General features: G+C 49.7%; 29 protein-coding genes and 1 tRNA gene. 9 read left to right on the forward strand and 21 right to left on the reverse strand.

What is annotated here, in order from left to right:
* Positions 1–138 precede the first annotated feature (138 nt).
* Positions 139–822, reverse strand: coding sequence for a hypothetical protein (locus tag AB4Z33_RS10195; RefSeq protein ID WP_442049830.1), 684 nt, complete (start codon positions 820–822; stop codon positions 139–141).
* Between the two features lie 167 nt (positions 823–989).
* On the opposite strand from AB4Z33_RS10195, the gene AB4Z33_RS10200 reads away from it, so the two are divergent.
* The 6 genes from AB4Z33_RS10200 to AB4Z33_RS10225 are packed head-to-tail and all read left to right on the forward strand — an operon-like array spanning position 990 to position 6,516.
* A complete protein-coding gene (locus tag AB4Z33_RS10200; RefSeq protein ID WP_442049831.1) occupies positions 990–2,564 on the forward strand; it encodes a spore germination protein in 1,575 nt (524 codons plus the stop codon).
* A complete protein-coding gene (locus AB4Z33_RS10205; protein WP_442049832.1) occupies positions 2,561–3,757 on the forward strand; it encodes a Ger(x)C family spore germination protein in 1,197 nt (398 codons plus the stop codon). Before AB4Z33_RS10200 ends, AB4Z33_RS10205 begins: the two co-directional genes overlap by 4 nt.
* Positions 3,754–3,972, forward strand: a complete 219-nt coding sequence (locus AB4Z33_RS10210) for a hypothetical protein (protein ID WP_442049833.1) — start codon at positions 3,754–3,756, stop codon at positions 3,970–3,972. Before AB4Z33_RS10205 ends, AB4Z33_RS10210 begins: the two co-directional genes overlap by 4 nt.
* 34 nt (positions 3,973–4,006) lie before the next feature.
* On the forward strand, positions 4,007–5,140 hold the full coding sequence (locus AB4Z33_RS10215; RefSeq protein WP_442049834.1) for a GerAB/ArcD/ProY family transporter: 1,134 nt from the start codon (positions 4,007–4,009) through the stop codon (positions 5,138–5,140).
* On the forward strand, positions 5,137–5,358 hold the full coding sequence (locus tag AB4Z33_RS10220; protein WP_442049835.1) for a hypothetical protein: 222 nt from the start codon (positions 5,137–5,139) through the stop codon (positions 5,356–5,358). Before AB4Z33_RS10215 ends, AB4Z33_RS10220 begins: the two co-directional genes overlap by 4 nt.
* Positions 5,359–5,394: 36 nt before the next feature.
* A complete protein-coding gene (locus tag AB4Z33_RS10225) occupies positions 5,395–6,516 on the forward strand; it encodes a GerAB/ArcD/ProY family transporter (RefSeq protein WP_442049836.1) in 1,122 nt (373 codons plus the stop codon).
* 60 nt (positions 6,517–6,576) lie between these two features.
* On the opposite strand, the gene AB4Z33_RS10230 is transcribed toward AB4Z33_RS10225, so the two are convergent.
* The 7 genes from AB4Z33_RS10230 to AB4Z33_RS10260 all read right to left on the reverse strand — a co-directional run bounded on the left by AB4Z33_RS10230 (position 6,577) and on the right by AB4Z33_RS10260 (position 14,481).
* The gene (locus AB4Z33_RS10230; RefSeq protein ID WP_442049837.1) at positions 6,577–7,860 is read right to left on the reverse strand and encodes an adenylosuccinate synthase; all 1,284 of its coding nucleotides are present in this window, start codon (positions 7,858–7,860) and stop codon (positions 6,577–6,579) included.
* Between the two features lie 190 nt (positions 7,861–8,050).
* Positions 8,051–9,412 carry a replicative DNA helicase gene (gene dnaB / locus AB4Z33_RS10235; RefSeq protein WP_337103859.1) on the reverse strand — a complete coding sequence of 454 codons (1,362 nt, stop codon included), beginning with the start codon at positions 9,410–9,412 and terminating at the stop codon, positions 8,051–8,053.
* 37 nt (positions 9,413–9,449) lie between these two features.
* Positions 9,450–9,893: a 50S ribosomal protein L9 gene (gene rplI / locus AB4Z33_RS10240; RefSeq protein WP_442049838.1), complete on the reverse strand. Its 444-nt coding sequence runs from the start codon at positions 9,891–9,893 to the stop codon at positions 9,450–9,452.
* Positions 9,890–11,851, reverse strand: coding sequence for a DHH family phosphoesterase (locus AB4Z33_RS10245; RefSeq protein WP_442049839.1), 1,962 nt, complete (start codon positions 11,849–11,851; stop codon positions 9,890–9,892). Before AB4Z33_RS10245 ends, rplI begins: the two co-directional genes overlap by 4 nt.
* A gap of 18 nt (positions 11,852–11,869) precedes the next feature.
* Positions 11,870–12,781, reverse strand: coding sequence for a DUF2232 domain-containing protein (locus tag AB4Z33_RS10250; protein WP_442049840.1), 912 nt, complete (start codon positions 12,779–12,781; stop codon positions 11,870–11,872).
* 159 nt (positions 12,782–12,940) lie between these two features.
* Complete coding sequence (locus tag AB4Z33_RS10255) at positions 12,941–13,369, reverse strand: CBS domain-containing protein (protein WP_337103856.1); 429 nt, start codon at positions 13,367–13,369, stop codon at positions 12,941–12,943.
* Between the two features lie 62 nt (positions 13,370–13,431).
* Positions 13,432–14,481 (reverse strand): LCP family protein, encoded by a 1,050-nt coding sequence (locus tag AB4Z33_RS10260; protein ID WP_442049841.1) that lies wholly within the window; start codon positions 14,479–14,481, stop codon positions 13,432–13,434.
* Between the two features lie 226 nt (positions 14,482–14,707).
* Between AB4Z33_RS10260 and AB4Z33_RS10265 the strand changes: the two genes are divergently transcribed.
* Positions 14,708–15,061, forward strand: a complete 354-nt coding sequence (locus AB4Z33_RS10265) for a DUF4870 domain-containing protein (protein ID WP_442049842.1) — start codon at positions 14,708–14,710, stop codon at positions 15,059–15,061.
* Between the two features lie 38 nt (positions 15,062–15,099).
* On the opposite strand, the gene AB4Z33_RS10270 is transcribed toward AB4Z33_RS10265, so the two are convergent.
* The 7 genes from AB4Z33_RS10270 to AB4Z33_RS10300 form a co-directional block, all read right to left on the reverse strand.
* A complete protein-coding gene (locus tag AB4Z33_RS10270; protein ID WP_442049843.1) occupies positions 15,100–15,438 on the reverse strand; it encodes an MmcQ/YjbR family DNA-binding protein in 339 nt (112 codons plus the stop codon).
* Positions 15,439–15,545: 107 nt separating this feature from the next.
* On the reverse strand, positions 15,546–15,911 hold the full coding sequence (gene mnhG / locus AB4Z33_RS10275; RefSeq protein ID WP_442049874.1) for a monovalent cation/H(+) antiporter subunit G: 366 nt from the start codon (positions 15,909–15,911) through the stop codon (positions 15,546–15,548).
* Entirely contained in the window at positions 15,886–16,179 is a 294-nt protein-coding gene (locus AB4Z33_RS10280) for a Na(+)/H(+) antiporter subunit F1 (RefSeq protein WP_442049844.1), read from the reverse strand. The genes mnhG and AB4Z33_RS10280 overlap by 26 nt, the downstream gene beginning before the upstream one ends.
* Positions 16,173–16,655: a Na+/H+ antiporter subunit E gene (locus AB4Z33_RS10285; RefSeq protein WP_442049845.1), complete on the reverse strand. Its 483-nt coding sequence runs from the start codon at positions 16,653–16,655 to the stop codon at positions 16,173–16,175. The genes AB4Z33_RS10280 and AB4Z33_RS10285 overlap by 7 nt, the downstream gene beginning before the upstream one ends.
* Before the next feature lie 5 nt (positions 16,656–16,660).
* A complete protein-coding gene (locus AB4Z33_RS10290; RefSeq protein ID WP_442049846.1) occupies positions 16,661–18,142 on the reverse strand; it encodes a Na+/H+ antiporter subunit D in 1,482 nt (493 codons plus the stop codon).
* A complete protein-coding gene (locus AB4Z33_RS10295) occupies positions 18,135–18,473 on the reverse strand; it encodes a Na(+)/H(+) antiporter subunit C (protein WP_442049847.1) in 339 nt (112 codons plus the stop codon). The genes AB4Z33_RS10290 and AB4Z33_RS10295 overlap by 8 nt, the downstream gene beginning before the upstream one ends.
* A 2-nt stretch (positions 18,474–18,475) precedes the next feature.
* The gene (locus AB4Z33_RS10300) at positions 18,476–21,349 is read right to left on the reverse strand and encodes a Na+/H+ antiporter subunit A (RefSeq protein WP_442049848.1); all 2,874 of its coding nucleotides are present in this window, start codon (positions 21,347–21,349) and stop codon (positions 18,476–18,478) included.
* A gap of 259 nt (positions 21,350–21,608) precedes the next feature.
* Between AB4Z33_RS10300 and AB4Z33_RS10305 the strand changes: the two genes are divergently transcribed.
* Positions 21,609–21,860 carry a hypothetical protein gene (locus tag AB4Z33_RS10305; RefSeq protein ID WP_442049849.1) on the forward strand — a complete coding sequence of 84 codons (252 nt, stop codon included), beginning with the start codon at positions 21,609–21,611 and terminating at the stop codon, positions 21,858–21,860.
* Between the two features lie 57 nt (positions 21,861–21,917).
* Here the strand turns inward: AB4Z33_RS10305 and rpsR are convergent, their stop codons facing one another.
* The 4 genes from rpsR to AB4Z33_RS10325 all read right to left on the reverse strand — a co-directional run bounded on the left by rpsR (position 21,918) and on the right by AB4Z33_RS10325 (position 24,241).
* A complete protein-coding gene (gene rpsR, locus AB4Z33_RS10310) occupies positions 21,918–22,202 on the reverse strand; it encodes a 30S ribosomal protein S18 (RefSeq protein WP_307204231.1) in 285 nt (94 codons plus the stop codon).
* A 27-nt stretch (positions 22,203–22,229) separates the two neighbouring features.
* Positions 22,230–22,760: a single-stranded DNA-binding protein gene (gene ssb / locus AB4Z33_RS10315; protein ID WP_442049850.1), complete on the reverse strand. Its 531-nt coding sequence runs from the start codon at positions 22,758–22,760 to the stop codon at positions 22,230–22,232.
* Positions 22,761–22,796: 36 nt separating this feature from the next.
* Complete coding sequence (rpsF, locus tag AB4Z33_RS10320; protein WP_442049851.1) at positions 22,797–23,081, reverse strand: 30S ribosomal protein S6; 285 nt, start codon at positions 23,079–23,081, stop codon at positions 22,797–22,799.
* 173 nt (positions 23,082–23,254) lie between these two features.
* Positions 23,255–24,241 carry an ABC transporter substrate-binding protein gene (locus AB4Z33_RS10325; RefSeq protein WP_442049852.1) on the reverse strand — a complete coding sequence of 329 codons (987 nt, stop codon included), beginning with the start codon at positions 24,239–24,241 and terminating at the stop codon, positions 23,255–23,257.
* 245 nt (positions 24,242–24,486) lie between these two features.
* Between AB4Z33_RS10325 and AB4Z33_RS10330 the strand changes: the two genes are divergently transcribed.
* On the forward strand, positions 24,487–24,669 hold the full coding sequence (locus AB4Z33_RS10330; RefSeq protein WP_442049853.1) for a YjzC family protein: 183 nt from the start codon (positions 24,487–24,489) through the stop codon (positions 24,667–24,669).
* Between the two features lie 375 nt (positions 24,670–25,044).
* Here AB4Z33_RS10330 and AB4Z33_RS10335 read toward each other — a convergent pair whose 3' ends face one another.
* Positions 25,045–25,503 (reverse strand): helix-hairpin-helix domain-containing protein, encoded by a 459-nt coding sequence (locus AB4Z33_RS10335; RefSeq protein WP_442049854.1) that lies wholly within the window; start codon positions 25,501–25,503, stop codon positions 25,045–25,047.
* Between the two features lie 81 nt (positions 25,504–25,584).
* Positions 25,585–25,675, reverse strand: a tRNA-Ser gene (locus AB4Z33_RS10340).
* Positions 25,676–25,679 lie beyond the last annotated feature (4 nt).

Raw genomic sequence — 25,679 nt, forward strand, 5'->3', positions numbered from 1 at the left:
GATCGTCTCCTTTTCGCGTTAAAGCTACTATTTTTTTCTTAATCAACCAAAAAAAGCGAATTATCCTGTCGGATCACTCGCCTAATACTTTAACATATGCCTAACAAATGGGGCAACCTTTACAAACTGTTAAGAAGATTAATATTTTTTCAGAATATTCATCATCTGCTCGTATTCCGCTTTGTCGAGATGCTGTGCCATAATCTGTTGAACGCTTGTCAGCTCTTGTTCCGTTAGACCATCTTCTACATAGCCGGAGATCAATTGCATCGATTCTTGCGGTAATTTGCTCATGAGAAGCCCGAATAACGTTTCCTTGTCGTCATCCGACATTTGCTCCTTCGTTTCTGTCAAATCTTCGGTCGATATTGCCGTCTCTGTTCCGTCGATTTCCCCGCTGTCATCGACTTCCTGATCGGGCTGCGACGGCGATCCTCCCGCTTCCGTTCCTCCTCCGATACCGATATCCGTAAGCGGTGGATTCTCGATTTCTCCGAAAGCATCTTCCGTTACAGGCTCATCGTCCTGCTCGCCGTTGCCGCTTGATGCGGTCGTGTCCTCCGGAGAAGATGAAGCCTCCGGCTTGTCCTGCCCGCTTCCGCCTTCCGCAACATCCTCCTTCGCAAGCGGAGGATCGCTGCCCCACAGCTTGCCCCATACACCCGACATCGCTATTGGCGGCACCTCAAGCGGCAGGTTGAATTGCTTCAGGAGCGTATCTACGTAACTCGTAACAATATAACCCGTCGTCCATATCGATAGAAAGCTTAAGATAAGCCCCGACGCGATGAGCTTGCCCAGCCACCCTACTTTTTTCATCATCTCTGCCTCAATCCCTTCTTGAGCCGCAATCTGTTATCTATCATTATGGTCAACTATAGAGAGAGACATTCCTCATTCCCCTTATAAAAATGGAATTGTCTGCATGTTTTTACTCCCTGATGCGCATTCTATTTGGTAGTTGCTCTGTCAGGAGGTGCGCAATCGTTATGACCGACAATAAGGGTCCCCAATCGCAGCAAAACAGCAAATCGGGGCGCATCTCGCCGCTGCAGCAGTTAGATGAGCAGCGCAAGCTGCTGGCTAGGCCGCTTACCGGCGGTCTCAAAGAAGATATCGACTGTCTGCGGCAGCTATATGCAAGCAGCAAGGACGTCATTTTCCATGAATTCCAGACTCATAGCGGAGTCAAGCTTGCCATTGTCTATATCGATGGCATGACCGACATTAAGGAAATCGACGCGGAGCTGCTGCGACCGCTTAAGAACAATAAGCCGCCGGAGGACGCGGTCGGATGGGAAAGCGTTATTCGGGTCGTGACGCTCACCTCCTCCAAAAGCATTGCGACGATGGATGAGGCTTGCACGCATATTTCAGCCGGGGACAGCGTGCTGCTACATGACGGAGAGCCGACGGCACTCGTATTCTGCATGCCGCTTTGGGAGTCAAGAGCGATCGAAGAGCCCGAGGCAGAAATTGTCGTACGAGGACCTCGCGAAGGCTTCGTAGAGACGCTTAGAATTAATACGGCTATGCTGCGGCGCCGTTTGCAGTCGCCAGCCTTTCAGTTGAAAACATTATCGATTGGCCGATATACGAAAACAAAGGTCGCAATCGCATATATGGAGGGGATAACCGATCCGAGCCTCATAGAGGAGATGGAGAATCGACTCAGCATCATCGATGTGGACGGCATCATCGATAGCAATATGATCGAAGAGATGATAGAGGATGAGCCGCTCTCTCCGTTTCCCCAGCTGCAAACAACGGAGCGCCCGGATGTCGTCTCATCCGCCTTGCTTGAAGGGCGAATCGCCGTCCTTATAAACGGTACGCCGATTACATTAATAGCACCTGCAACGCTAGTTAGCATGATGCAGTCGCCGGAAGACTACTATCAGCGTTCAATCGCCATGACCGGCATTCGCTGGCTGAGGTTCTTGCTGGCCGCTATCGCGATCTTCATGCCGTCGCTATACGTTGCCATCCTATCCTATCATCAAGAAATGATTCCGACGACATTGCTGCTGACGATCTCCAAGTCGCGTGAGCAGATCCCGTTCCCGGCGCTCGTCGAGGCGCTGCTCATGGAGATTACGTTCGAGGCGCTGCGCGAAGCCGGCATTCGCCTACCGAAGCAGGTCGGTGCCGCCGTCAGCATCGTTGGCGCCCTCGTTATCGGCCAAGCCGCTATATCCGCGGGTATCGTCTCCTCGCCTATGATTATGGTCGTCGCGATCACTGGCGTCGCTTCTTTTCTCATACCGAACTATTCGCTCGCGATTGCGCTGCGTATCATTCGTTTTCCGATGATTTTAAGCGCGGGCATTCTTGGGCTGTACGGCATCGTGTTGTCGACCGTTCTCATCATCGTTCATCTGCTCTCGCTGCGCTCATTCGGCGTTCCGTATTTGTCACCAATCTCGCCGTTGCAGCCGGAGCAGTTGAAGGACACGCTTATTCGCGCGCCGCGCTGGGCAATGAATACAAGGCCGCACTTTACCGGCGGGCCATGGAATAAATACCGTCTCAGGTTGCCAAAATCACGCTTGAAGAAGGAATGATACACGTGTACGCCTACCGGCTTGTCCGCCCTGCAGCCGTGCTGCTTACGCTGCTTATCGCAACGTCGTGCCTGACCGCCTGCTGGGATCGGAACGAAATTAACGATCTGGCTATCGTAACCGCTGCGGGCTTTGATCTGGCTGATGACAATAAGATTAAGCTCAGCGTTCAGATCTATGTCCCTGCCAGCTCAAGCTCCGGACAGTCGCTTGGCAGCCAGCCGAGCGGGGAAATAAAGCAAGCTTTCGTCGAGAGCGCGATTGGCGCCAATACGTCGGAAGCAGCATCCCGGCTGCAAGAGCTGCTGTCCCGCAGGCTGTTTTGGGGACAGTCCGACGTATTCATTTTTAGCGAGAAGCTGGCCAAACATGGCTTGAACGATCCTTTGGACTTCCTTATTCGCCATCCCGATCCGCGCGAGCGGGCGAATATATACATATCCAAAGGAAACGCCGACAAGCTGCTGGCCTGGAAATCGAATATCGAGCGCAATAGCGCGGAAGCGTTGCGGGAAATGTCCGTCATTCAGACGGGACTCGACGTGTCGCTGCTCGAGGCGATCGTCGATTTATCGGATGAGGCCCACACGACTCTTATTCCATGGGTACGGATGAAGAAGAGCGGCAATAAAACATCCCCCTACTTCGGTGGTATCGGCTCAATCAAAGCACAGAAGCTGAACTATTTATATGACATCTATCAAGCACGTGGACTGCTATGGCTGCACGATCAGATTGAGATAGCCACTCTTACGACCAAGATCGAAGACAGCAATGGGTATGCCTCAATGGAAATCGTGAGCGGTGACACTAACTTGAAGCCCATCGTGCAAGGCGACAAGCTAGCCGTGAGCGTTCAGATCAAAATAGCGGGCAACATTAACGAGAATACGACGAAGCTTGATGTGACGAAGCCAGAGAACGTGAAGATGCTTGAGAAGCAGTTCAGCCTGGAAATAATGGAAAGGATTGAGGGGGCAGTCAAGATTGCGCAGCAAACGAATACGGACGTGCTAGGGTTCGCCGATCAATTCCATCGCCATCATCCGCAAGTATGGAAGAAGAACAAGCCGGATTGGGACCATGTTTTCCCCCAGGTAGAGGTGAAGTATGACATCGACGTAACGATACTGCGGATCGGCTTGGTAGGTAAGAATAAAGTGCTGAACGACGGGATGGAACAATCACAATGAGCATAACCGGGCTGGTTTATATTACTGTCGTAACGGCCGGACTGTTTCTTCTGCAATGGAAGCAATTGCGCGATCCGAAATCCAAAGCCGTGTTTGCCGCTCTCATGGTCGTCATGTGGGCTCTCGCGGTCGTCGTCGCGTATGATCCGACGTTGCCCGGACCCTATCAGCTCGTGGAATCGGTCATAGGAGCATGGATTAGGGACAGCAATTAATACTGCGCATTTATTAGAAAAGAGGGAACGATCTATGCCGAAAACGTTCATATCCGCCTTTCAGCTCTGTGTGCTCATGTTCCTCTCGCTCATGGGAACGGCATTCCTAACCGAAGTCAGCTCGGCTGCGCCAACTGCCGGCCACGACCTGTGGGTCGCTCCGATCTGGGGACTTGCCGGCGGTCTGCTGTGCATCTTTGCCTGGATCAGTCTGCATAACCGATATCCCGGCATGTCGCTAGTGCAATACGCCGATCGAATCGTTGGTCCGGTTGTCGGCAAGCTGTTGTCGCTGCTCTTTCTGTTTTACGTAACGTACGCAACCGCTTATATGCTGAGACAATTTTGTGATTTTATCAATATATCCTTTTTGATGAGAACACCGCCTATCGTGCTTGCGTTTTGCCTTATTTTGCTGTCCGCAATCATTATTTGGTGCGGCGTTGAAGTTCTCTGTCGTTTAGCCGTATTTTTTCTGCCGTTTCCGTTCCTACTTTGCGCCCTCATATTTTGGCCCTTGTACAGTGACTTGAAACCCGTCTTGCCCCTATTCGAGAACGGATTACTCCCTTCGCTTCAAGGGGCGTTTGTTTTGCAAACCTGGTATGCGATGTTCTCTTTGATAACCTTCTATTTGCCTTCGGTAGGAAGAAACCAAAAAATTAAAGGATGGAGCGTAACCTCGACCGTTATGTTATGTCTCATGCTCGTCATCATCAATTGGCATGTTGCTTCCTTCCTCCGGCATGCGACAGAGATATATCTATATCCCGTTATGGTCATTAGCCGATACTCCTCATTCAGCGAATTTTTTGAGCATTTGGAATCGATCGCGATGATGGTCTGGGTCGTCTTAGTCATTATTCGGGTTTCATACGGCTATTACTGCTTGGCCACGGGAATGGGACAATGGTTCAAGCTTCCCGATTTGAAGCCCGTTATCATTCCAATGGGCATGCTCCTTCTCATCTTCAGCTTTTGGGGAATGCAGAGCTCTCTTCAAGTAACACTTAATCGTTGGATCGTCCCTGTATTTTATATAACCTGCGCCATCGTGCTGCCGCTTCTGCTTCTGCTAATCGATTTATGCCGGAGAGGGCTTCACCCGAATAAAAAGGCAACGGAGTCTTCTCACTCTAAGGATGAAGCGGAAGGAGCCTCCCTTTGAGCACCTATATCGCCATTCTGTTGGTAGCTGCAGCCACTACCTTATTCGACCTGAAGTGGCTGACCAACAAGCGGCTCATTATCAGCTATGCCGTTGTTTATGCGCTCGGTCTTACTCTAGGCATCTATATCTTGCTATTTCCGCATACGCCAGGGCCAGCGCAGTGGTATATTCGGATATTCGGCGGATTAAGCCGCGCTATATTTATTCAATCGTAGCACCTACACACGGAATGACCGGGGGGAACGAACATCATGCTTGACCATGGCAAAATCCAATCTTCTCAGCTCGCGTGCATGATCTACTTGAGTACGCTAGCCACCTCTATGATATTAGCCGCGCAATTTGCGTATATCCAAGCTAAGACGGACATGTGGCTTTCTCCGGCGCTGGCCTCGGTAACAGCCTTTTACCTGATTGCCATCCTCGTCTATATGCATCGATTATTTCCCGGGCGATCGCTCGTTCAATACAGCGAGGAGCTGCTTGGCGTCTTTGCCGGCAAGGCAGTAGGCTTCATTACCCTTCTCGTGATGCTGTTGATGAACGCCAACCAGACGAGACTGTTCGGCGAAGTGATGTCGGCCTACTTCTTCCGCGAGACGCCGCCCCTCGTCATCAACCTGTCCTTAATACTCGTATGCGCGATTGCGGTTCGCTCCGGCGTAGAGGTCGTTGGCAGGCTCGCGCAGCTTTGCACGCCGATTATCGTCATTCTGATGCTAATTTTCTTTTTGCCTTTTTTATCTGAAATTGAATTTGACCGCCTGCTTCCGATGCTGCAGCAAGGCATTGTGCCTGTTCTAAGGAGCTCCGTCTATTTGCAAGTATGGTTTCCGATGTATATCTTCATGACCTTCTTCCTGCCTTATGTCAGCGATATCGGCAAGGCGAGAAAACACGGCTTCATCGCCGTATGCGCCACGACGGCTTCACTCACCGGCATGATGCTTCTCGTATTGCTCATTCTCGATCAATCGACGTCACTCTTTAGCCACCCCTTTATGATCCTTGCCCGATATGTGGAGGCTTTTGATTTCATCGAGCAATTCGACGTCTTCCTCATGATCTTTTGGGTGCTTGACGTGCTCATTCGGACCACTGTCATCCTTAGCGCCACCTGCCTTGCCGTTGCGCAGTGGTTAAGAATGTCCGCTTACAAGCCGTTCGCCTTCCCTCTAGGTTCCCTTACGCTGGCTATTAGCGGATGGGGCACGCCTCGTATAATGGATTATAACCAAAGCGGGAATTATATTATGTTCATCTACATCATTGGTTTCTTACTCATTCCAACGCTTTTGTTTTTGGTATCCCTCATTCGAAAGCCGCATTCGACGACTAGCGATAATGCGCAAGCAACYGCCGATTCCGGGTAAAAAAAGAGCTGCCCATATCGTGTATGGGCAGCTCTTATATTCACATTAAGCGAACTATTATTAGTAGATCGAACGCACAATGTTCGTTTGCTCGCGATTACGGCCTACCGAGAAGATTGCGATTGGAATGCCTGTCAGCTCGGATACGCGGTTCAAGTAGTTGCGCGTATTTGTCGGCAGATCATCAAGCGTCTTCGCGTTCGTAATATCTTCGGACCAGCCTGGATATTCCTCGTACACCGCTTCGCACTCAGACAGCATCTTAAGGCTCGCTGGGTAATGCTCGATCAATTCACCGCGGTATTTGTACGCCGTACAGATCTTAACCGTATCAAGTCCGCTCAGTACGTCAAGCGAGTTGAGCGACAAACCTGTGATGCCGCTAACGCGGCGCGCATGGCGGACAACAACGCTGTCGAACCAGCCGACACGGCGCGGACGGCCTGTAACCGTACCGTACTCATGTCCTTTATCCCGGATCAATTGACCAATCTCGTTATCTTGCTCGGTTGGGAACGGACCATCGCCGACACGAGTTGTGTACGCTTTGGCAACGCCGATTACTTGTTGAATCTTCGAAGGGCCTACGCCCGAACCGATACATACGCCGCCAGCCGAAGGGTTGGAGGATGTAACGAACGGATAAGTACCTTGGTCGATGTCGAGCATAACGCCTTGAGCGCCTTCGAACAACACTTTGCTTCCAGCATCGATCGCATCGTTCAGAATAACGGATGTATCCGTTACATAAGGACGAAGCACTTCAGCGAAACCAAGATAATCAGCTACGATCTTGTCAGCATCAAGCGGTTCTCCGCCGTATACTTGTTGGATCAGGTGATTCTTCTCCAGCATAACAGCGCGTACGCGGGTTTCGAATTCTTCCGCATCCATCAGATCGGATATCCGAATACCGTTGCGAGCCGCTTTGTCCATGTAGCAAGGACCAATGCCTTTGCGTGTTGTACCGATTTTATTGTCGCCCTTGCGATCTTCCTCAAGGCCGTCCAATACGAGGTGATACGGCATAATGACATGCGCGCGATCGCTGATTTTCAAGTTTTCCGTTGAGAAGCCATTGTCATGAATATAGTTAATTTCGTCGATCAACGCTTCAGGATTGATAACCATCCCGTTGCCGATGACGCATACTTTATCGTTATTGAATATACCTGACGGAATCATCGTCAGCTTATATTTTTTATTATCAATGAGAATGGTGTGTCCGGCATTGTTACCACCTTGGTAACGAGCGACGACATCGGCTCCCTCAGCCAAATAATCAGTGATTTTGCCTTTCCCTTCGTCTCCCCACTGCGTACCGACAACAACAACCGTAGACATAATCATACCCCCGTCCGGCGTTTAAGAACACCGAAAATTACCGTCTCACAGCCTATACCAGCTATGATGCCCTGAGGCAGCCCAGCTGATACAAAGCAAAAAGACAGCATTATTAGTGTAGCAGTACGTCATAGATAAGTCAAACGAAAAACGAACAATTGTACAGTCGCCCATACAATTGTTCGGATATTTACGATGCTTGCGACGGATCCTGATGAGCTCTGTCAATACTAACAAATTTATTGTAGTTTTTGAGAAACACCAGCTCGACCGTTCCAACCGGTCCGTTACGCTGTTTGGCAATGATGATCTCGATAATATTCTTTTTCTCGGACTCTTTGTCATAATAATCGTCACGATATAAGAACGATACAATGTCGGCATCCTGCTCGATCGATCCCGACTCCCGAAGGTCGGACATCATCGGTCGCTTGTCCTGCCGCTGCTCAACGCCACGGCTGAGCTGCGACAGCGCGATAACCGGAACTTCCAGCTCACGCGCGATATGCTTAAGCGTACGCGATATTTCCGATACTTCCTGCTGCCTGTTCTCTCCCGCTTTGCCGCGGCCTTGAATGAGCTGCAAGTAGTCGATCAGAATCATGCCAAGCCCTTTCTCCTTCTTCAAGCGACGGCACTTGGCGCGGATTTCCGCTACCGTAATGCCGGGCGTATCATCGATGAAGATTTGCGCTTCGGACAAGGAGCCGATCGCCATCGTAAGCTTCTCCCAGTCGTCGCCCTCGAGATGACCGGTACGCATCCGGCCGGCATCGACGTTCGACTCGGCGCAGATCATACGTTGTACAAGCTGCGCCGCGGACATCTCCAGAGAGAAGATGGCTACTGTTTCTCTAGCCCGTACGCCAACGTTCTGCGCAATGTTCAGCGCGAACGCCGTCTTGCCGACGGATGGACGTGCCGCCACAATAATCAGATCGCTTCGCTGGAAGCCGGACGTCATCTTGTCCAGATCGACGAAGCCGGACGGAATCCCAGACGTTCCGCCCTTGTTCATATATAAGTGCTCGACCTTCTCGAATACCTCCATCAGCACATCGCGGATCGAGATGAACCCGCTGCTGGAGCGGCGGTTCGAGATTTCAAGAATTTGTTTCTCGGCATCGCTTAATAGGACGCCCACATCCTCAGAGTTTGCGTAGCCGTCAGAGACGATATTCGTCGCTGTACGAATCAGACGGCGAAGCATCGATTTCTCTTCTACGATCTGAGCATAATAGTCGACATTGGCTGCCGTCGGTACGGAATTGGCCAGCTTCGCCAAGTAGCTGACGCCGCCAATTTCCTCAAGCACTTGCTTATCCTGCAGATGCGCGGTTAACGTGACAAGGTCAATCGGCTGATTGGTCTCGCCAAGCTCGATCATCGACTCGTATATTAGCCGATGGGGACCGCTGTAGAAATCCTCGCTTCGCAGGCGCTCCATGGCGGTAATAAGCGCTTCAGCCTGCAGAAGCACGGCCCCGATAACAGCTTGCTCGGCTTCCACGTTTTGCGGCGGAATTCGATCAAATCTCAGCTCTTCTTCCATCACTTACCCTCGCTTCCTTCTTTCGATGTTGCTTTGCTTATTCTTCTGCTGCCTGTACGTTCAGCTTCGCTTTCACTTGCGGGTGGAGCTTAATCGGTACTAGCGTAACACCAAGCGTACGAATCSGATCTTCAAGCTCAATCTTGCGTTTATCAATCTTAATGCCAAGCTCTGCAAGAGCCTCGCCAATTTGTTTGCTTGTAATAGCGCCGAACAGTCTGCCGCCTTCTCCCGCCTTCGTCTTCACGACAACGGTCATCTCGCCAAGCTTCTTCGCGAGCGCTTCGGCATCTTCTTTCTCCTTGTCCTTGCGCTTCTGCTCGGATGCGTTCTGAACTTCCAGCGTCTTCAAGTTGCCGTCGGAAGCCAGCTTCGCTAGACCTTGCGGCAACAAGAAGTTGCGTACATAACCTTCGGAGAGCTCCTTCACGTCGCCTTTTTTCCCTTGTCCCTTAACATCTTTCAATAAGATCACTTTCATTCAAATAACCCCTCTTCCGCATCGATTTCTTTTAATACTTGCTTCAACTTCTCGGCCACTTCGCCTACGGTTCCTTCAAGCTGCGCGGCCGCATTTGTTAAATGTCCGCCGCCGCCCATTCTTTCCATTACAACCTGTACGTTCATATGGCCTAGCGATCTTGCGCTAATGCCGATTAATCCGTCGGCCCGCTCGCCAATGACGAACGATGCCAGAATATCCGTCATATTAAGCAGTGTATCAGCAGTCTGCGCGATAAGGAGCTGCGAATACTTGCGTCCGCTCTCCGTTACCGCAATAGCGACATGCTCATAGAGCACCTCGGCATGCTTAATAATTTCGGCCTTGCGTACGTATTCCTCCAGATCTTCCTTCAGCATCCGTTGAATCATCATGGAATCCGCGCCGTTGCGGCGCAAGAACGATGCCGCCTCGAAAGTACGGGCGCCGGTGCGCAGCGAGAAGCTCTTCGTATCGACCGTAATGCCGGCTAACAGCGCTGTAGCTTCCCGAATATCAAGCACGACACGCTCATGGATATATTGCAGCAGCTCGGTAACTAGCTCGCATGTCGATGATGCGTAAGGCTCCATATAAACCAATATGGCGTTCGAAATAAATTCCTCGCTGCGGCGATGATGATCCACCACCACAATGCGATCGGTTTGCGACAGCAGCTTCGGCTCCTTAACCATGGACGCCTTATGCGTATCGACGACAACCGCGAGCGTATGCGGCACGATAAGCTGCGCCGCTTGCTCCGGCGTCACGAACCGCTTCGCGAGCCGCTCGTCTTCCCTAATAAGAAGCATCATCTTATCAATTGCCGGATTAACGCCCTCAAGTACGATATAAGCTTCCTTGCCGAACAGCTGCGCTGCTTTCAGCACGCCGATGGCCGCTCCAATCGCGTCCATATCCGGCATCTTATGACCCATGATAACGACGTTGTGGCTCTCCTTGATCAAGTCGCGCAGCGCATGAGCCACAACACGCGCTCTTACGCGCGTCCGCTTCTCTACTGCGTTCGTCTTGCCGCCGTAGAATGATTGGCGCGCGCCAACCTTGACCGATGCCTGATCGCCACCGCGGCCGAGCGCAATGTCGAGGCTCGTATGCGCCCATTGGCCAAGCTCGATGATATGCTCCGCCCCTGCTGCGAACCCGATACTAAGCGTAATCGGAATTTTCTGCTCGCCTGTCATTTCGCGTACTTCATCTAGAATAATGAACCGGGACTGCTCAAGCACCTTAAGCGTCTTCTGGTCCGTAATAAGCAGGAAACGATCGGATGTGAGACGCTTCAAGTAAATATGATACTTCTGCGCCCATTCCGTAATCTCAGTCGTTACCTTCGATAACAGCGTACCGCGTTGATGATCGTCCATTCCGGTCGTAACCTCTTCGAGATTATCGATCATGACGACGCCAAGCGCCAGCTTCTCTTCATCGTAACGTTTGCTAAGCTGCCAGCGCTCTGTAATGTTCTTCACGTAGAGAATACGTTCCTTCGGCTTGAATATAAGCTCATACACCTGCGAGCCAACCGTAGCCTCAATCGTACCCTCGCGTTCCTTCGCTTGTTGCAGCGATGGGAACAGCTCCGTCAGCGGACAGCCGATCACCGATTCTTTGCCTACGATTTGCGTGATATACGGATTATGCCACTCGACGGCTCTCTCTTCATTATAAATAATAATACCGAAAGGGAGCTCGCTGATAACATCGTTGCCCGCCTTCTTAACTCGATAAGACAACGTACCTAGGTAGTTCTCCAAGTCTCTGCGGAAAGCCCGCTCCGCCAATATCGTATAGACGAGTACAGCCCCCGTAAAGAGCAGTCCAATTAACCCCAGCAGCCACTCATACCACGAGAGCGCAAGCGTCATAAGAACCATCAATACGAAAGACCATACCTGGTGCATCCCATGCCACCGTGTAACCAAAAACTTCGGCATTTCTAATTCGCTCCCGTGTTATGATTTGACAAACGACTTCCGGATCGGAAAGGCAGTATCCAGCAAACCAATCAAACAAAGAGGCGGGAATAGAAGCACTGGAATTGCGATAAGAATCGGTACGGCTCCATTCCATTTCCGATGATAAGCGAGATAGAAGAAAAAGCCGATCGTCTGAATCGAAAATACATAACCGAGCAATGGCACCAAATTGGTCAGCGCCACGGCAAAATAAGTTTCGCTCGTGCTGGATGTGAACATCTGCATTACGTAGGTAATCAGGTAAAGGAACACGAGCAAGCGCGGCAGACGCCAGTCCTTGGCCTTCGTGAAGGCTGGCACTTCAAGGCCGCTGCGGTTCACAATACGTCTTGCCAAATACTGCGTTAAGATCGCATACAGCAGCGAAGTCATCATGAACGTAAGCGGAATCGCGTTCACAATCGTACGAATCATCATTTCTGTCGTATCGGAATTCCATTCCTTCGGCAGAAGCCCTTGCGCGGTAAGATCGGTAACCGTAGTACGGATCATCGAGCTAAGCTCTCCAATAATGGAGGTATCCAGCATCGTCTCCGATATGAGCAGCAGAAGCATCATTTGCGCCAGCACAACAAGCGTTACGGTACGTATGACGCTGGACGCCCTTGACTTCATCTTGTACATTATACCCATCGCAATCGATGGCAGAACGAAGAACAAGCCGACAATCAGCACCGGCAGTCCAATCACCCATGTGGCGAGCGCGAAGGGAATAATAAGATGGATGGCGAACGAAGTCTTCGGCAGAATCGCGTACAACACAACAATTGGCACCATCATGAACATAACAGTAAGAACATTGAGAAGCGGCACAGCAATAGACATTAGTAATAAGAGTGCCACGAAGCTCCATAGCACTGGTTTCAAGCCGGTTTTCAAACCGTTCACCTCTTGCGCATGTAATCTGATATTTGGGCGAAACTTTACAACTCATTATAGCACAAAAGCAAAACATATCACGCACTACAGATTTGGCGTCGATTGAATACAAAAGAGGCGAAATCCGATTATGAATTCCGCCTCTATCCTACGAGATAAAGCAATTAATTAGTCCTGCATCACATTATTATGTTGTTCAAAAATCAGCTTCTCGCAATAATCGATAATTTCGCTCCTGCGCACAATGCCGATGAACCGGTTCATATCGTCCACGACAGGGACAAAGTTCTGCGCCTTCGCGAGCGAGATAAGATCGTTCATATTGGAGTCGATTCGAACCGAACGGTTATTCATCCGCAGCGGCACCTCCGACAGGCTGATCTTGCTCGTCTGGTCGAAGCCAAGATCCGTTCGGCTCTTCAAGAACCATAGCAGATCGCCCTCCGTCACCGTTCCAACATAACCGCCCTCATCGTCTATGATCGGCACCGCCGAATAACGATGATACTCCATTCGCTCCAGCGTCTGCCTGAGCGTCGCATCGACCGTAACGGTCACAACCTCCTGCTTCGGAAGCAAAAAAAACGCAATATTCATTTAGAAAACAACTCCGTTCCGTATGCTCTGCTATAGTCTAGAGCGATAACAGCCGTTTTAGCTTACTCTACTTCTTTATTCTCGCTAGAGAGCGATTGTACCTCTTTTTCTTTCTGAGCCATATATTTCTCGGGCAGTTGCAGCGCAGCTGCCGGCGTATCTTCATTCAACCAATTGTCGATCATAACCTTCACATTTGACAAGTCCTCTTCATCGGCAAAATAATACCAAATCCCGCCGCTGACGAGCCTTCTGCCCTCTCCCGTGAGAGAATGGCTGTAGATATGGCGCTCCTTCGAAAGCAGCAGCGACTGAGCCAGGTCAAGCATTTGGTCAGGACGCATATCCGTCTCGAAGTTGTTGCCCATAATATCGATCAGCTCCGGAATCTTCGTCCACTGATTCATGCTCGACGCCTTATCCATCATCGCGCCGAGGAAGGTCTGTTGTCGCTCCGTCCGGCTAATATCGCCGCCAGCATCCTCGCGGTAGCGTACATAATAGAGCGCATCTTGCCCGTTATAGCTGCTCTGCCCGCCCTTGATCGTGAACTTCTCATGGTTCGGATCCTTATTAACGATGTCCTCTTCTATCGGAAGCGAGATGCCGCCGAGCGCGTCAATCGCCTCGCGGAAGCCTTCGAAGTTGATCGAGGCGTAGTAGTTGATCGGCGCATCGAACAAGTTCTCCACCGTGTCCATCGCCATTCCCGCTCCGCCGAATGCATACGCATGAGTAATTTTGTCCTCTTTGTCCTTGCCTACGATTTCCGTATACGTATCCCGAGGGATCGAGACCATTAGCAGATTGCCGTCAGACGGCCGTACGACCGTATAGATCATCGTATCCGAACGCCCAATCTCCTTGTCCCGCTGATCGACCCCAAGCAGCAGCACGGAGAACGGATCCTGCTCCTCTGCAGTAAAGGTTACCGGCATGGGCTCGCGTCCAAGGACCGGTTTATATGTTTTCTCCAGCTGTTTCTCTATTTGTCCGGCAACGAACCAATCGAATCCTAGCGCAGCCAGCGCGCCTCGATTGAAATAACCTGCAACTGCAGCGATGACCAATATGGCAGCTGTCGCCGACAGCCATTTATACTTTCTTTTCATAGCAGATTGCTCCCATTCACTCTGTTGTCACTTTCGCTCATCTTACATTCTAGACGATCTATTATAACAACAGGTTACAAAACTTTTACAACGGATTGGTGGCAAATGTGGAAAAATGCAGATAAAACTTGTAAATGATTAGAAAATTAAAAAGAGGTCTATTGGCTCTCGGCATCGAATACAATCATTGCATAAATATGTTAATAGGAAAGGGTGATCAATAATTATGCAACATCCATCCATCAATCCCGACAGCTCATCGACTGGTCTTGATCCCAAGGTTGCAGCATTGCTATGTTATTTAGCCGGCTTCATTACAGGCATCATCTTCCTGGTCATCGAGAAGCAAAGCCGTTACKTCAGGCTGCATGCCATGCAGTCGACCGTTATTTTCGCGGCAATCTTGATCATCAACATCGTTTTGGGCTTCATTCCGTTCCTTGGCTGGCTGCTCGGACTTCTGCTATCGCTGGCTACCTTCGTGCTTTGGATTGGTCTTATGGTGCTGGCGCTGCAAGGCAGAATCTACAAGCTTCCTGTAGTAGGCGACTTCTGCGAGAAACAGCTAAGCAGGTTCTAAACACAATGCTCTCAGCAGCTATCTTACTAAACGCAGCGCTAGCCTAAACCGTGTTTTCTTCGATCAGCCTTCGTGAGACTGGCAACAACGAGCTCATAGGAATGATCAATCATTGCATGCAGCTCCTCCTCGGACAAGGAAGCATCGATATGCACGGTATTCCAATGCTTCTTGTTCAAGTGATAACCAGGCTTCACGGCTTCGTGCTGTTCGCGCAAGTTTTGGGCGATGACGGGATCGCACTTAAGCGAGATCGATTGGTCTCCGAAAAGTGCGAACATTTTGCCCGCCACTTTCATGACGAGCGGCTCCGGCCCGAACGGAAAATCCCGTCTCGCACCTGTCAGCTGCTCACAATATTGGATTAGAGATTGCATGTGTGTACCTCCTCCAGAATCTTCTTTATTGCTAGGCTTATATAATCGCACAGCCCCCGACTTCTAATCAAGTCGGGGGCTGTTTATTAGCTCACGTATCTTGGCGCTTAAAGTTCTTTCTCTTCGTTAAGCGCCTTTTTCCAATCATCCTGGACACTGCCCTTCCATAGCGAAACGCCGGAGCGATAGGCTGCTCTGCCGTTCAAATGTCCGGCTACCGGCGACGTTAGAAATACGAATACGATGCCGAGCAGCAGCTTCGCGCTCGTATGCTCCAGATACAGCATGAAATATAGGAACACAGCTGACAATATGATAAGCACGCCGAGGGTTGCGCTCTTCGTTGCCGCATGTGACCTAAGGTACACATCCGGCAGCCTGACAAGCCCGAATGCGCTAATCGCACTAATCAAGGCTCCTGCTACAATCATCGCTCCAATGACGAGCTCACCAATCCCGCTTATCGTCTCCATGCTCAAGAACAACACCTCTTTCTATATATCTTGCAAAGGCCGTCGTGCCTATAAAGGTGACAATTCCGATTACTAATACAATGTCGAAATAGGCGCTAGTCCGGAGCAGCATGCATATGATGGCGATCATGGATAGCAAAGTGACGCCAATCGTATCGAGCGCTGCAATCCGATCCGGTATGGAAGGGCCTTTCAACAGTCGGTACATACAGCCTATGACAGCAATACCCAGTATGCTTAGAGCCGCATATAGCATCGCATTCAACACGGTCTCGTCACCTCCATAATCGCTTTCTCGAAGCTGTCCTTGATTTGCATGGACAATTGCTCGGCATCGTCTACATTCATCGCATGGATATACAACGTGCCACCGCTTCTTGATACATCAAGCGTCATCGTGCCCGGTGTTAAGCAGATCAGACAGGAGAGCAGCGTAACCTCCCAATCGGACTTCAACTCCGTTTCAAGCGCAATAATGCCCGGCTTTATCGTCAGCTTAGGACGAAGAATGTGGACCAGCACGTCGTAGCTGGATACGAACAATTCTTTGATGAACAACAGAAGGAGCTTAATGACCGCCCACAGGCGGATTAAATAATTAGGTTGCGGCCAGAATCGGTGCAGCAAGCCGATACTGATTGCCCCGATCACATAGCCGATAAGGAAGCTCGTTCCTGTCCAGTTCTCGTTCAGAAACATCCAGACAAAGGAAATCATAAGATTCAATAGGATTTGCTTAGCCATCTGCTCTACTCCTTTAATACCGCATCAATGTAGCGGGAGGGATCAGTCATTGTTCCGCCCGCCTCATTGACGAAGCCGTATATCCATTCGGAGCCAAATCCCATTGCTATGACCAGAATAAGCAAGCCTGCTGCTGCCACGGTCATGCTCCTTGGAATGACTTTAAGCTCCCCTTCCTCAGGCAGCTTCTCTTCGCCCCAGAAGGCGTACATGAACATCCGGATCAATGAATACAGCACAATAAGGCTAGAGATAAGCGAGACGGCGGCCAAGCCGTATTGCTCTGCTTCCAAGCCCCCTTGAATAATGAGCAGCTTGCCAGCAAAGCCGCTTAGCGGCGGAATTCCCGCAATCGCAAGGGAGACAATGAACAGCATCCAGCCAACGAGCGGATATCGTTTGATTAAGCCGCCCATCTCCTTCAAGCTGCTCGTTCCCGTTAGGTAGACAATAATCCCTCCTACAATAAACAGCAGCGCTTTGGCGATCATATCGTGAACCAAGTAGAAGGTGATTCCGTCCGCCCCCGCCTTTGTAGCGGTTGCTAGTCCGTATACCATTAAGCCTACACTAATGATGACGTTATAATTGATGATTCGCTTCACATCCAAATAAGCGATCGCCCCCATGGAGCCAAGCGCCATCGTAGCCCCCGCCATCCACCCGAGCAAGCTATGGGTAATAGCGGGATCATGGTAGAACATTAGCGTGAAGGAACGAATTAGAGCATAGACGCCAACCTTCGTAAGCAAAGCTCCGAATAAGGCCGCTACAGCGGCAGGAGCCGCCCCATACGAGCCCGGCAGCCAGAAGAACAAGAACAATCCCGCTTTCAATGCGAATACGATCATTAACAATACGGCAATGACATTCAATACGCCATCCTGCCCCGCTTCCGCAATTCGGACAGACAAGTGTGCCATATTCAACGTTCCTGTCACCCCGTATAAGTAAGCGACTGCAGCAACGAACAAGGTGGACGATAAAATGTTAATCAGCATATATTTCAAGGTTTCACGCAATTGTCGTTTCGTCCCCCCTAGCACGATCAGCGCATAGGAGGAGATGAGCATAACTTCGAAGCAAACAAATAGATTGAACAGGTCGCCTGTTAGAAACGAGCCGCTGACCCCTACTAGCAGAAATTGAAAAAACGGATAATAATAATGCCGTTCCCGCTCATTGCCAACAGAACGAAAGGAATAAATCAAGCAGAATATGCCCACGATCGACGTAGCGGCGACAAGCAGCGATGCTAGAGAATCAGCCACGAAGACGATGCCGTAAGGTGGCGCCCAGCCTCCCATACGAAGGGTCTGAATGCCATCCTCATGTACCTCGTATACGATTTGACATGCAGCTGCAGCATTAAGAAGAAGTCCGAACAAGCTGATTCTCCGCTGCCATGCGATTTGATTTTTCATAAAAAGCAGAACAACTGCCGTGCAAAGCGGAATGAGCAGCGGCATGATTAGCAGATTATTCATCTCCATCCCCCTTTAACTGCTCCATGTCGTCAGTTCCGAGCTTTTGGTACGCTTTATATGCTAGCACGAAGAAGAACGAGGTGACCCCAAAGCTGATTACGATTGAGGTAAGAATAAGCGCTTGCGGAATCGGATCCACGTAGGCATCCGCTTTATCCCCCAGCAGCGGAGCTGCACCGGTTTTTAATCGCGACATCGTAAGCAGCAGCAGATGAACCCCGTGCGTCAGCAAAGAGGTTCCTAATATAATGCGCAGCAGACTCTTCGAAAGCAGCAAGTAAACGCCGACCGTAAAGAGGACGCCTATCGCCAAAGACATATACAGCTCCATCTCTACTCATCCCTCCCAATCGACAATAGAATCGTCATCGTAATGCCCACGACCGTCAAGTATACGCCCAGATCGAACAAGAGAGCAGTTGCCAGCTCGGTCTCTCCTAGCAGCGGCAGCTGGAAATACCCGAATGAATGACTGAGGAACGGAAGTCCGAATACAAATGAACCGATACCCGTTAACAAAGCTACCGTAAGACCCACCGCCGTCAACCTGCGATAATCGATAGGAATAATGGTTTCGATCGCTTTGATTCCGAACGCCATCGCCATAAGGACAAGCGCTGAAGCTGTCATTAGCCCGCCAATGAATCCTCCGCCGGGATGATGATGCCCAGCAAGGAATAGATACAAGGAAAAGATCAGAATTATAAATATAGTAACCTTGGATATTGTCTTTAGAATGACATCATTGCTTCTAGCCGGTACAGCGTGCAGCTTGCTGCGCAGCGTATGAGAACCTTCCTCGGTCGTTTCCTCTCCCTTCAGCTTCAGCTTAATGAGCGCGTATATTCCGAAAGATGCGATCCCGAGCACGGTGATTTCAAGCAACGTATCGAAGCCGCGAAAATCGACGAGAATGACGTTTACGACATTTTTGCCGCCGGCCAGCTTATAGCTATTTTCCAGGAAATATTCCGCTATCGATTCGAAGGAACGACTGCTGCTCGCGCTTAATGCGATCAATGTCATTACACCCCCTACGCCAACGGACACGAACAGATTGGACAGCTTAAACCGCAGCGCGACAACCTCCTTCTTCAGCTTCGGCAGGTGATAGAAGCATAGCAGGAACAGCGCCACAGACACGGTCTCTACAATCATCTGTGTCAATGCCAGATCCGGCGCACGGAAGATGACAAAAAACAGCGTAACCATGTAACCTGCTGTTCCCGTCAAAATAATAGCTGCCAGTCGTGAGGTCGCAAAAGGAATGGCTAGTACAGATGCAATCAATACTGCAATGATTAACCCCTCGTAGAGCGACATGGGCGCATAATTAGAGAAGTCGAAGGACATCGCCGAGGTTCTAATCATTGTCATAATAAGTGCCGCAATAAGAAATCCGAATATATAGACCAAGTAGTGCCGTATGGAGCCTGTCATGTATCGATTCGTTAGACGGTTCGCGCCATAATCAGCATAACGAACCGTGGCATCATACATTCCATTCATCGTGATACGGCTGAACAACGGACCGTTAATTACTTGGAGACGGCGATGAGCGCTGAACAACACCATTCCAATAGCAACTACCCCCATTGTCATGAACAGCTCCGGCGTCCAGCCATGCCACATCTCGATCTTTACTAAGAATCGATTGCCCTCTTGAAGCAAGCTCGGATGAATAGCTGCCATCGCAGGCTCAATAAGCGAGTAGGACAGCAGATTAGGGAACAGCCCGAACACGATCGCAAGCGATGCAAGCACAACTGGCGGAAGCAGAAGTCCTAGAGGAGCTTCATGGGGCTGCTTCTCCAACTTCTCGAATTGCGGCTTGCCCGTGAACGTTCGGAACAGCAGCAGCATGCTGTACACGAATGTGAAGACGCTGGCCATCCAAGCTATTACCGGGAAAACAACACCAAGCGTTTGCAGGTTAAACAGGTTCAGCTCCAATATGTTCAGCACACCGGTAAAAAACATCTCTTTGCTTAAAAAACCATTGAACGGCGGTAAGCCGGCCATTGAGAACGTGCCGATCAACGTAATTGAGAACGTAACCGGCATGACGGACATTAGTCCTCCCAGCTTGCGAATATCGCGAGTTCCTGTCTCATGGTCGACGATACCAACAACCATGAACAACGCTCCTTTGAACACCGCATGATTGATTAAGTGAAAGATGGCAGCCATCGTAGCTTTCGTATAGAATACCGCTCCGGCATCTCCGCCGAGAAACGCTGCCGCTGAGCCTAGTCCGAGCAGCGTCATGATGAGACCGAGCTGACTGACCGTTGAGAAGGCCAGCATCGCCTTCAGATCGGTTTGCTTCATAGCCCGGAACGAGCCGTAAATTAAAGTGATAATTCCGATGACAGATACAAGCCAGAACCATACCTCGTGTCCAGCGAAGAATGGGCTGAATCTGGCTACGAGATAAAGTCCTGCCTTAACCATTGTTGCTGAATGCAGATAAGCGCTAACCGGCGTTGGAGCCTCCATCGCATCGGGCAGCCAGATATGAAATGGAAATTGCGCAGACTTCGTGAATGCGCCGAGCAGAATGAGCAGCATAGCAGGCAATATAAGCGGATTGCCGACATGCTCGGCTGCCGAACCGATGATTTCCCTCATGCTGAATGTTCCAGTTATCAGATATAGAAGGACAAAGCCTGCGAACATCGCCAGCCCGCCGCATACAGTTATGAGCATCGACTTTAGCGCCCCATATCTCGACTTCTCGCGAAAATGCCAGAAACCAATGAGCAGAAACGAAGATATGCTCGTAAGCTCCCAGAATCCATACAGCACCATCAAATTATCGGAGAGCACAACACCGAGCATCGCACCCATGAAGAGAAATAAATACACGTAGAAGATTCCTATTGCTTCTTTGGTTTTGGATAAATAAAAGACCGAATACAGTACGACTAACGAGCCAATGCCCGATATGAGCAATGCAAACAATAATCMAAGACCATCTAGGTAAACCGTAAAGTCCACGCCAAGCGACGGTATCCACTCAACAGAGCCTGCTATCGTATTCCCATCCTGTACAGAATTTATTTGTGAGCAAAAATAAATAAACAGCAGCACAGGCGCCGGAAGAACAAGCCACCCCGTATGAATGCCGCGCAGCAGCTTATTCAAGAACGGACTTGCGAACGCAAACAAAAAAGGGAGCATAATAGTAACATGCAACAAAACCACTTTACAGCCTCCAATCGTTTATATATCCTTCCTACATCATTTCCAAATTCGTCCTACTGTACGTATGAATGCGCATATTAGCAAAAAAACGCAAAAAGAGCCCGCTGTTGGCAGGCTCCTCCGATAAATCCTTATATACAATTGTCGTTAAACTTTGCTCATCTCAGTATAACGTCGACCATTCAGGTTGTCAAAACAAATCGCGAGGAATGAAACGGTGCTGAATGGGGATTACTTCTTACTATAAGGAGTGATCGCTATGCCCCGGCTTCAAATCATCGTTTGTACGCTCGTCATGCTCGGTATGATCGCCCTTGGCGGTATTCTGAACGACCATATGGCTGCTCAGACCAGTAAGGCTGCATCCCGATCCCGATCCGATGTCATCCATTCAACTGATCACAGTTATTCCATACAGGAGACATCGCCCTACCGTGATATTGGAGTCTGGCGCAGCATGCCTTACGAGCCAAGAGAATACGTCAAGATCGTACAACTGCCAATACCGTGAACGAAAAAGAAGCCCAGGGAGAATGATCTCCTTAGGCTTCTTATCTATTCCATTCGACTATTCAGTCGTGTATGGAAGCAATGCGATTTGACGCGAACGTTTAACAGCGACAGTAAGCAAGCGTTGGTATTTCGCGCTTGTACCCGTTACACGACGTGGCAAGATTTTGCCGCGCTCGCTGATGAACTTCTTGAGCAAATCAGTATCTTTATAATCAATGTGAGTAATTTTGTTCACAGTGAAGAAACATACTTTACGACGTTTGTTACGGCCGCCTTTACGTCCGCTGAACTTACGTTCTGGACGCTCATCTCCGCCGTTATCTCTTTGCTTGAAAGCCATGAGTCATATCCTCCGTTTCGCAATAAATTAAAATGGCAAATCATCTTCCGAAATATCAATCGGGCGTCCGTCATCCTGGAAAGGATCACGGCTGTTGCTATTCGAGTTATTACCGGAACGATTGCCGCCGCCATAGGAAGAGTTGCCTCCGCCGTATGAGCCGCCTCCGCTGCTATTGCTTGTACCGCCGCCGGTAGCACTGTACCCGCTGCCGCCCTCTTCACGCGCTCCGCCTTCTTTGTTGGATTCCAAGAACCGAACGTTATCAGCGATAACTTCCGTCACGTAGACGCGTTTGCCTTCGTTGTTCTCGTAATTCCGCACTTGAATGCGTCCTTCAACCGCTGTTAAGCGGCCTTTGCGTAAATAGTTGGCGCAAGTCTCAGCAAGCTGCCGCCAAGTTACGACCGGAATGAAATCCGCTTCGCGCTCGCCCTGTCCGCTCGTGAACGGACGGTCAACCGCAATCGTAAACTGCGTTACCGCAACACCCGCAGGCGTATAGCGAAGCTCGGGGTCTCTCGTCAATCTGCCAATCAGTATAACACGGTTCAACATCGTTTCCGACCTCCCAATCGCTTGCGTTGACTAGACTTAAGCTACGTCTCTGACGATCAATGTACGGATAACTTCATCCGTAATCTTCATGACGCGGTCAAGTTCATTCACAACTTCAGTCGTTGCGTTGAAATGTACCAGTACAAAGTACCCGTCACGAAGCTTATTGATCTCATACGCAAGACGGCGTTTTCCGATCACGTCTGTTTTCGTGACTTCTCCACCGTTGGAGATAATGCCATTGAATTTATCAACGAGAGCTTGAAGAGCCTCTTGCTCAACGTCTGGACGAATGATGTACATTACTTCATATTTGCGCATATTGTTTCACCTCCTTTTGGACTAACGGCCCCATAAATGGAGCAAGGAACGAGCCATAGGCTCGCATCTCTATACTATATCAAATTGAATACCACATGACAAGTGCGCTTTACTTGTAAAATAAAGAAGAGCCGTCCCTCGTTCGCTGCGAAGGTACGGCTCTTTTAAATTTATTACTTCACGATGCTTTCCAATACATCGTCGATGACTTGGGAGAAAGCTACCGTTCCCCCATACAGCCAGCTCGACGAAGCTGGATACTCATAGACATTGCCGCTTTTTACAGCCGGAATCTCTTTCCAGATCGGATCGTTAAGCATCTCGGAACCTGAATCCTTGTCGCTGTTGATCAAGAACAGATGGTCAGCATCAAGCTCCGCCAGTTTCTCAAGCGAGATCGCCTTCCAGTTGCCGCCTTCTGTAGCGGAAACTTCTTTAACGACCTCTGGAACTGGAATGCCGAGCTCTTCATACAGCAAGGAACCGGTAGACAAGCCTTCACTTACCATGTAGAAGTTTTTTCCTACCAGCCAGATCGCTGCCGCGGATTCGCCTGGTGCTGCTGCTGCGATTTTTTCCTTCGCTTCTTTTGCTTTGGCATCATAGGTCTCCAGCGCCTTCTTAGCTTCTGCATCTTTGCCCAATACTTCGCCAACCTTGAACAAAGCTTCGCGCCAGTTGTTATTGATGTCGTCACCAAGAACGAACGTAGGAGCGATTTTGTTATATTGATCGTATTTTCCTTCAACCGTTGAAGACATGCCCACAATAATAAGGTCCGGCTCCAAAGCAGTTACCGCTTCGAATGGAAGGTCATGCGCCAGTGTAGGCACGCCAGCAAGATCACCTTGCAGATAATCCTGAATTCCGTTCGGCACTGACCATTGCGCTACAGGTTTAACGCCTAGAGCAACCAAGTGATCCTCTAGGTAGGATGCGATAATGCGTTGCGGATCCGCAGGAATCTTCACTTCGTTGCCTAGTCCGTCCACTAACATTTTCTCTTCCGCAGCGGCCGATGCATCCGTTGCAGCAGGTGCATTCGTTGCCGCATTACCGGCATTTTTATTATTATCGCTTGCGCCGCATGCTGCGAGCCATAACGACATAACCATCAAACTAATCAATACGAATACAAATTTCTTGTTGCGTAATAACAAGGTACTTCCCCCTAATAAGTAAGTTTCTTATGAACGCACAACACGGCACGTCTTCTATACCTTTAAAATGATAACAATTCTCATTATCAAAGTCAATCGTTCTAATTTCGGCAAATTTATGAACGTACATGCGACAACCGTATTCTGCTACTTATGTGATGAGCGTTTACTGCTCATACTAAAATCCGAGCGACCATAGACAGGTGCTCAGTATTATCAATTCAATAAAGCTGGAGGCGATCGGCATGGGCGAATGGACATTATTTTCACCGGGCGACAAAGCTCCTAATGACGGCACTTATATTGAGGATGGAGTCAATTCGTATCATATGGGGATTCAGAATCCGAAGAAAGTAACGCTTAGTAAGGGCCAGCGCTTTCCCGACACGTCGAATCATGAACGCAAGTGGAAACGAATGGGTCATTAATTTTTTTGTAAATGTGATGAATAGTAAAGCGGATATCGGGTCATATTAATATCGACGGTGATTAGAGAGGTGTGGTTCCGTTGAACCGTTTGGTGAAAGGGCCTTTAGAGGATTTCGTCCACTCAGTTTAGAAGCGGAGGGTTGTGCCAAAGACTACCGTCTGTAACACACGCGCATTCGAGCAACCATATATACACCGTTCAAACGGATATGTATGTCTGTGCTCAAAAGGGTAATGAAGCTATCAGCTGATTTGTTCCGATTGACGAATGATGGCTCATGCTTTCTGTAATTTGTAGTGTGAATTGATCGACTCAACTTATCAAACACCGTCCAAGGAGAGAGCTCGCGAGAGCTCTCTTCTTGCTTGTAGTTTCATTGATGCCAAGCTTTAGCTGGCCGATCAGCCGGATATCCGTTTTCGCTTCTGTACGCTTTACGCTCGGCGGTAAAGTCCCACCACTGCTTGTCGCTGCCCGGATGATGGGCATGATGGACAGCCAGTCGCATCACATCCTCTACGCAAGGATCCATCCAGACGCCATGGAGCTTCTCTAGACGGTTAACAAGCTCCTCGCCGCCCTCTCCCCCATCTTTAATGTCCTGCAGCGTGTGGAAGCCCAGCTCTACAAGATTATGCGCTAATGATGGACCAATAGAGGGTACTCGCTGAAACTGTGCTAAGGCGCATAGCAGACTCGCCCTGTCTTCGCTAATGTCCAGGCTCCCAGCCATTTCAGATGGGCTGTAATCAGCGATCTGAGCTAACTTGATCTTTAGCGTTCTAAGGCGCTTACGTTCATCATCGGTTAACGGCAGCTTTGGCGTACTCATTGGTTGTACCCTCATTTCTCTTCAATATTAAGACACAAAAAAAACGATCCGCGTGCGAACCGTTTGACTGTTAGTTATAAGTGGCGGAGAAGGTGGGATTCGAACCCACGCACGCTTTGACACGCCTAGCTGATTTCGAGTCAGCCCCCTTGGGCCTCTTGGGTACCTCTCCGCAT

Source organism: Paenibacillus sp. 2TAB19 (assembly GCF_052115185.1).
Lineage (GTDB): Bacteria > Bacillota > Bacilli > Paenibacillales > Paenibacillaceae > Pristimantibacillus.

Excerpts from the sequence above, each read along its gene's own strand:
- AB4Z33_RS10195 (WP_442049830.1), bottom strand. The coding sequence starts at position 822 with ATGATGAAAAAAGTAGGGTGGCTGGGCAAGCTCATCGCGTCGGGGCTT.
- AB4Z33_RS10200 (WP_442049831.1), top strand. The coding sequence starts at position 990 with ATGACCGACAATAAGGGTCCCCAATCGCAGCAAAACAGCAAATCGGGG.
- AB4Z33_RS10205 (WP_442049832.1), top strand. The coding sequence starts at position 2,561 with ATGATACACGTGTACGCCTACCGGCTTGTCCGCCCTGCAGCCGTGCTG.
- AB4Z33_RS10210 (WP_442049833.1), top strand. The coding sequence starts at position 3,754 with ATGAGCATAACCGGGCTGGTTTATATTACTGTCGTAACGGCCGGACTG.
- AB4Z33_RS10215 (WP_442049834.1), top strand. The coding sequence starts at position 4,007 with ATGCCGAAAACGTTCATATCCGCCTTTCAGCTCTGTGTGCTCATGTTC.
- AB4Z33_RS10230 (WP_442049837.1), bottom strand. The coding sequence starts at position 7,860 with ATGTCTACGGTTGTTGTTGTCGGTACGCAGTGGGGAGACGAAGGGAAA.
- dnaB (WP_337103859.1), bottom strand. The coding sequence starts at position 9,412 with ATGGAAGAAGAGCTGAGATTTGATCGAATTCCGCCGCAAAACGTGGAA.
- AB4Z33_RS10245 (WP_442049839.1), bottom strand. The coding sequence starts at position 11,851 with ATGCCGAAGTTTTTGGTTACACGGTGGCATGGGATGCACCAGGTATGG.
- AB4Z33_RS10255 (WP_337103856.1), bottom strand. The coding sequence starts at position 13,369 with ATGAATATTGCGTTTTTTTTGCTTCCGAAGCAGGAGGTTGTGACCGTT.
- AB4Z33_RS10260 (WP_442049841.1), bottom strand. The coding sequence starts at position 14,481 with ATGAAAAGAAAGTATAAATGGCTGTCGGCGACAGCTGCCATATTGGTC.
- AB4Z33_RS10270 (WP_442049843.1), bottom strand. The coding sequence starts at position 15,438 with ATGCAATCTCTAATCCAATATTGTGAGCAGCTGACAGGTGCGAGACGG.
- mnhG (WP_442049874.1), bottom strand. The coding sequence starts at position 15,911 with ATGGAGACGATAAGCGGGATTGGTGAGCTCGTCATTGGAGCGATGATT.
- AB4Z33_RS10285 (WP_442049845.1), bottom strand. The coding sequence starts at position 16,655 with ATGGCTAAGCAAATCCTATTGAATCTTATGATTTCCTTTGTCTGGATG.
- AB4Z33_RS10290 (WP_442049846.1), bottom strand. The coding sequence starts at position 18,142 with ATGAATAATCTGCTAATCATGCCGCTGCTCATTCCGCTTTGCACGGCA.
- AB4Z33_RS10295 (WP_442049847.1), bottom strand. The coding sequence starts at position 18,473 with ATGGAGCTGTATATGTCTTTGGCGATAGGCGTCCTCTTTACGGTCGGC.
- AB4Z33_RS10305 (WP_442049849.1), top strand. The coding sequence starts at position 21,609 with ATGCCCCGGCTTCAAATCATCGTTTGTACGCTCGTCATGCTCGGTATG.
- rpsR (WP_307204231.1), bottom strand. The coding sequence starts at position 22,202 with ATGGCTTTCAAGCAAAGAGATAACGGCGGAGATGAGCGTCCAGAACGT.
- ssb (WP_442049850.1), bottom strand. The coding sequence starts at position 22,760 with ATGTTGAACCGTGTTATACTGATTGGCAGATTGACGAGAGACCCCGAG.
- rpsF (WP_442049851.1), bottom strand. The coding sequence starts at position 23,081 with ATGCGCAAATATGAAGTAATGTACATCATTCGTCCAGACGTTGAGCAA.
- AB4Z33_RS10330 (WP_442049853.1), top strand. The coding sequence starts at position 24,487 with ATGGGCGAATGGACATTATTTTCACCGGGCGACAAAGCTCCTAATGAC.
- AB4Z33_RS10335 (WP_442049854.1), bottom strand. The coding sequence starts at position 25,503 with ATGAGTACGCCAAAGCTGCCGTTAACCGATGATGAACGTAAGCGCCTT.